The following is a 6,285-nucleotide window of genomic DNA, read 5'->3' as shown; positions in this document are numbered from 1 at the left end:
CGCTTCGACAAACGCGACTACATCTTCCACGGCACCCTGGCCACCGCCGCCATCATGATCTGGCTCCGCGACCTCACCAAAGAGCCACCAGACACAGCCTAGTTGCCGGTTGCGTTCGATGGCGGCCTCCGGTCGCAGCAGAGAGGCGCCAGGAGTCAGAACACTTCGACGATATCGGGCAAAAAGGTCTTGTTGTGCGCTAAACCGCATCTTCCTTGTTAAGGTCTCTTTGCCAACGCATGACCGAGTGTTGAGGGGTGCAGGGGCGTAGTGCAGGTGTCGGTCGGTAGGGCCGGCACCTTCGTGTGGGCGTCTCATGAGGCATGGGCGATGCCCTGGTCCTGGCGGCGGTTCTTCCGTCCTTCCTCGGTCTTGTATCGCAGTGAACATGCCTGTTGCGGCAGCCGGTGCCGCCTTCCTCCGATCTGGGTGGTGGGCGGCGTCGGCTGGTTTTTTGTGACGGGTCGAGAGAAGTGGATAGACCGGTTTTTAAGAGATCGACGCGAGTGCCGCTGGTCGGCGCACTCGTTGCAGCCATCCTTGTGGGAGGCATCGCCCCGGCGGCGTCGGCCGCAACGCCTGCGGCACCTTCACCTGACTTCGTAGCATTCGGCAAGGCTCTTGCGGCAGCCGTCGCTGATGCCGACAAGCCGAAGGCTGGCTCAAGCCGTTCAGAGGTGACGGTGACGTTGCCGAACGGGAAGCAGGCCAAGGCATACCGCATCGCGATTCCGGACTCGCCGTCGGGAATAGCTGTCTTGTGGGACAGGTACACCGGTGCCGCCGGCGGGCACACGTTGCCTGTGGGCAGTGAGGGGGCGGAAGCGGAGAAGGCCGAGGCGTTCGTACGGCGAGTCGAAGCTGCCGTTGGGGAACTTGCCTCCAGCACGGAGGGGAGGCAGCTGTTGGAGGGGATCGGCCGTATGCGGCCGATCGATGTGATGACGGGCTCGGCGAAGCCGGCTTTCGGTCACGACGCTGTCACCACGTTGTTCTACCGGGGCATGCCGGCCGACGAAACGCAGTGGCCCGACGCACTGAAAAAGAGGCTGAAGGAGGCGGAGGAGGCGGACAAGGCTCTCGCCGACGATCTGCGGCAGAACGCGGTCGTCTCCGAACCGGTGGCGAATGCCATCGACCGTGGCCGCGCCAACAACTCCAACGGGTCCGAAGGCATGGTCGCCATGCCCGACGAGGAGAAGGTGTTCTTCGGCTATCTGCCTGACCGGACGCCTATCGCTATCCATGAGACCCAGCTGATCGGACATGAGCTGGTCCATGTCTCCCATTACCTGCAGGGGACATTGCTCGACGGTCCTCGATGGAACGTCGAGGTGGAGGTGAGATTCAAAGCCGCCGACGGTTCGGAAAGGTCCGCCACAGTCGTTATCCCCGGGGAGGAGGTGAGGACGAACGGTGGGGACGACGCCCTGAAGTACGTCACCGTCGCCTCGAAATCCGGCGCCAGCACCCAGCTCAAGATGGCTCCCGTCGAGGCATCGGATCAAGCAATCGTCAAGGCGATAGCACAGGCCCCCAATGAGGCCGTGAAGAAGGCACTGCAGGACGTACAGACAGGCCGCTATCAGACTTACCCCAGTAGCGAGACCCGCCTGGCTGACGAGAACGGCTGGCGTGCGCGGCCGCACTATGCCCTGCCCGAGGAAGAAATGGCGAAGGCGTGGGGGAAGCCTCGAGCGGAGGTGGCCGGTGAATTCGTTGCGGTGCCCCCTGGCGAGACCATAGCCGCCCGTGACCTGAAGGACCCTCAATCCCTTAGGAGGAGGCTGGAGAAGGCCGGGGAGAAAACCGGGAAGAAGGTCCTGTCCAGTGCGGTGCAGGCATGCTCGCGCTTCTTTGGCCGCCGTCAGCCGGTGGTGTGCAGCGCCGACGGCCGACCGGAGGAGGTGACGCAGGAGACGCGAAGCCGCGTCGAGGAAGTCCGCCGTGTTCGGCAGGAACATCCGGAGACCCCGCTGCGCCTGCCTGTCGCGGACCGCGATCCCGCGGTGGGCGCCATCACCCGGAAGGTGGTGGAGAAGCTGGAAGGCTTCCACGGCGTCAAGGCCGGGGACGTGGACAGCGTCCTGGACGGGATCGAGCGTCATGGCAGCGCCGGGAACGACGACCCGAACTGGAAGGCGTTCTACCTCGGAGAATCCGAGAGCCACGCCGCCGGGTACAGCGTCAGCGAGGAGGGCATGCGGATGTCTGCCGGCGGGGTGGTGAAGGTGGACCTGCCGGGTCCCCTCACCGTGGCCACCGTGGACATGGCGAAGCAGCAGGGTGAAACCGACGAGCAGTTCGAGCGCAGACGACTGCAGCGCATCAAGGACGAGTTCGGCGTTGGTGCCGACGCCCCGCTGATGGATTCCCTCGCAGAGAAGAAAACCGTCCTGAAGATGAAGGACGGCACCACGGACAATCTCGGCGCCGAGCGGTACGAACTCATCGTTCCCTGGGAGATGGTGAAGGGGAACAAGCCGGAGCTGGTGAAGAAATTCAGCCCGGGTCGCAAGGGCTACGTCGAAGCAGAAGAGATGATGTACTCCTGTTCGCTTCCCAAGCTCCTGGCGAGTACCGCGCCTGCCAAGGGCCTGGGGGGCAAGTGCACGGAGCTGGCTTTCGTGAAGCAGTCCGCCGAGGCCCTCGACACGTTGGAACGTGAGAAGAATGTGGCCGCCTCCGCCAAGGCTGCAGCCGAGGCAGCAGGCGCTCTGGAGAACTCCGCGGATGTTTCCGCGGAGGTCCGCCAGAAGGCCAAGGCGGCCCGCGAAAAGCTCGAAGCCGCCGTTTCAGAAGGGAAGGTCGATAGCGGCAAGCTGGCGGAGGCCCGCACGGCACTGACCAGCCTGGCCGAGGCCCTCGGCGATTCCGGCAAGCCGGTGGCAGCCCTGGGCAAGACGCTGGACAGCACTGCGGGCCGGGAGCCGGCGCGCGCGGAGGCTATTGAGGCGGGGAAGAAGTGGCAGGGCCGGGCGCGGGAGCGTGCCAAGGAGCTGTGTGCCAAGTCCGGGACAGCGTCGTGTCTGGAGACCGTGGACTGGGACAAGCTGCGCACCGAAATCCGCAGCGATGCCGAGCAGCTGGTGAAAAAGAAACTGGCCGGCGCCGGCGGGGTTTCCGAGATCAAGCTCTCCAAAGATCTCGGGACGTCGCTGAAGGACCCTGCAGTCTTCTACGTGCCGTATGAGAAGACGCGCACGCAACTCGCCGACAAAAACGGTGAACTCGCGTGGGAGCGCGTGAAGACCGCGGGCGGAGCTATCCTCTACCTCCACGGCATCTACAGTGCGTTCGCCGAGGACTCCACGGACCTGGACAAGGCCGCCGCCATCGCGGCAATCATCCCGGGTGTAGGCGACATCCTGAACCTGGCGGTCGACGTCGAACACAAGGATTTCGCGGGACTCGGCGTCGATGCCGCTGCCACCCTTGCCGGGTTCCTGGAGATGGCCGGAGTCGAAGGGATCGGAGGACCGGCCTTCGCCGTGGCCATGGCGTACCACATCACCTCGCAGCTCATCACCGATGACTTCCACCGCTGGGAGGACGTGGCCAAGGCGCCGGAGAGGCGGGACGCCGACTGGCACAAAGTATTGATGGACTACCTTCAGGACCCGGACAAGGGCTGGCTGTCCAAGGAAGGGGGAACCCAGGTCGTTGCCATGGCCGTCAGCTTCCTCCAGGCCGTCGAATTCCAGCGAGCCTCGGTGAAGGCGACCGCGAACGCGGCTACGGTCTCCACCGACAGCGGCGCCTACCCTGTACCCAAGACCAGTGACGGGGCAGGCACCGAGGCATCCAAGGACGCCGACGCCGCGGTGGACGCCCTCACAGCAAAGACGCCGGACATCGTGCGCCACGCTGCGGCCAAGACGATCGCCGACAGCATGAACGCGGCCTGGAAGGAAGAGAAAGGCCAGCAGTTCAACAAGGCGTATATCGACCGCGTCAACGGAATCAATCTGGGAATCTGGTGCGGGCGCAGCATGCCAGATGGAAGCAACCCCTGCCACGACGACGCGGTTGCCATGAAGAAGGAGGCACTTGAGAAGCTTTCGAAGGCTCCGCCCGGTGTCACCGTCCAGGAGGTCGAAGACGTTCTGGAGAACTTCGGTCTCACCAACCCGGGATTCCTGACGATCGGCAAACCGTTCCGTCTCTACAACGAGTCGGACATCGGGAAGCAGTACCTTCACTTCGACGTGGAGGGCGGAACCGCTACACGCAAGCAGCGCATCAACGACTCCTCCCGGCAGGAATTCTTCTTCCGGAGTACCGGGCGCATCACCAACCTCGAAGGAGTGCTGTGTCTCGCCGGAGGCAAGACCAAGGGCGACCCCGTCTCTGTGACTCCGTGCACCCACAGGAACGCCCCCGAGCAGCGGTGGCTGCCCGACGACAAGGGCCGCATCAAGAACTTCGCCACAGAGCAGTACCTCGATGTAGGCGGACCGTCGGGTGACGTCACCACCTGGACAGCGGACGGAGACGCCCGACGCCAGACATGGAAGGCGGAAACCCCCGAGCGTCGGATGTACCCGCAGACCAGCAAGCGCGCCATCGAGGAGCTGCTTGGCGCGAACGGATCGTCCAAGCAGATCGACGGCGCCATACCCGACGCGGCCGAGGACGGCGCTTACTGGCTGTTCTCCGGCAGCAACATGCGCCGCGTCCTGGTCAGGCGCGTCGACTGGGAAACGGAGATCCTGGCTTCCGACTCGGACCCCGTGCGCAAGACCGTCGAACAGTGGAGCGGTCTGGGCTCGCTGTTCACTGCGTCACGGGACTCGCGGATCACCGCCGGCATGAGGGTCCCTGGACATCCCGGCGAACTGTATGTCTTCTCCGGCGAACACTGGGCCCGGATCAAGGTGGACAGAGACGACAAGGGCAACGAGAGCGTACGTCTTGTCAGCGGGCCCAAGAGCCTTGACGAGTGGCAGTCTCTGAAGGGTCTGTTCACCAAGTCAGGATCGAAGCGCATCGACGCCGTCCGTCCTATTCCTGGGGTCGCTGACTGCTTCCAGATGTTCTCCGGGACATACAGCAACCAGATCTGCCTCAACAACGAACTCACGGACCGGGAAACGGTATCGGTGCAAAGAAACGCCGAACGCTGGCCGGAAATCGGCGCATACACCGGGAAGGATGAGGTTCAGGGATTCGTTCAGAACCCGGACAGGCCGATGGAGAACTTCGTCTTCACCGGCGGCCAGTACACCAAGGTGGACCGGTCGGTTCTTCACTCGCCACCGGACGCGAACCTTGAAATCCATGCCACGTGGGCGTACTTCACCTTCTCCTGGAAGAACGGAAAGGGACTCCCGGAAGGAACGAAGATCGAAATTTCACGCAGTGGGGTAACGACGGCCTCCGGGGCGTACGACGCCTCTCTAGGAGAGATCCTCCCTGACGATGGGACCAGGAAGAGCCTCCTCTTCAACTTCCCCAGAGACCTCGTCGGAGCTTGGGACTCGACCATGCGCGCCCGGTTCACCTATACCCATCCCGACGGTTCGCAAGAGGCCACCGGATACTGGGAAAAGAAATACTGGTGCAGCTTGTGGGAGTGTAACTTCCGCTAGCCTCACGCCTTCACTTGCATGAAGGCGGCCACCATGCCGTGAACGCGAAAGTGCCTTCCGAACAGGGACGACGAGACTCGTCGAGAGTCTCGTTGACTCTGCTGGAAGGCACTTTCTGCATGAAGGCTACCGGTTCGCACCCCAAGCTCGATGTCACGACAGATCATTCGTGGTAGTGAGGGACGCCGGAGCAAACTGCTCGCGCATCTCTCCGATACAACTGGGCCGACGCCCGCGTCTCCGGCGACGTACACCACGTGCCCCTCGTATCCCAGGAGCGGAGCCCCCCTGCCACAGCGCCGTCTCGCGGCGTTGCTCGGGCGACTTGAGCCGACCAGCTCGTCACATCTGTCTTCACCGTAGTTGCTGGACGGCTTCTGACACGCCGTGCGGCCCGCACGGCGGGACGGACGACGAAGTCACCGCGCCAGGCGCCGGGACGCGACCGGCCGCCCACCTCCGAAGCCACCCGGGAGCGGGGAGGGTGCCGGGGACCACTCCCTCAAGCACGGAGGCCCCCCATGGTTTCCCCGACCCCGCCGCACCTTTCGCCGGAGCAGCGCGCGCGCCTGGAGCAGCTCGCCGACGCGGCCTAGGCAGTGTCTGGTGGCTCTTTGGTGAGGTCGCGGAGCCAGATCATGATGGCGGCGGTGGCCAGGGTGCCGTGGAAGATGTAGTCGCGTTTGTCGAAGCG

General features: G+C 64.0%; 1 protein-coding gene. It reads left to right on the top strand.

Annotated features, from left to right (window positions below; genetic code table 11):
• The first annotated feature begins 506 nt into the window (after positions 1–506).
• Positions 507–5,591 carry a ricin-type beta-trefoil lectin domain protein gene (locus tag ACWD4B_RS34890; RefSeq protein WP_451424539.1) on the top strand — a complete coding sequence of 1,695 codons (5,085 nt, stop codon included), beginning with the start codon at positions 507–509 and terminating at the stop codon, positions 5,589–5,591.
• Positions 5,592–6,285: the final 694 nt, after the last annotated feature.

It is taken from the genome of Streptomyces sp. NPDC002536, from assembly GCF_053594995.1.
The sequence above is the reverse complement of the archived record's forward strand: the minus strand, read 5'-3'. Positions and strand labels throughout refer to the sequence as shown.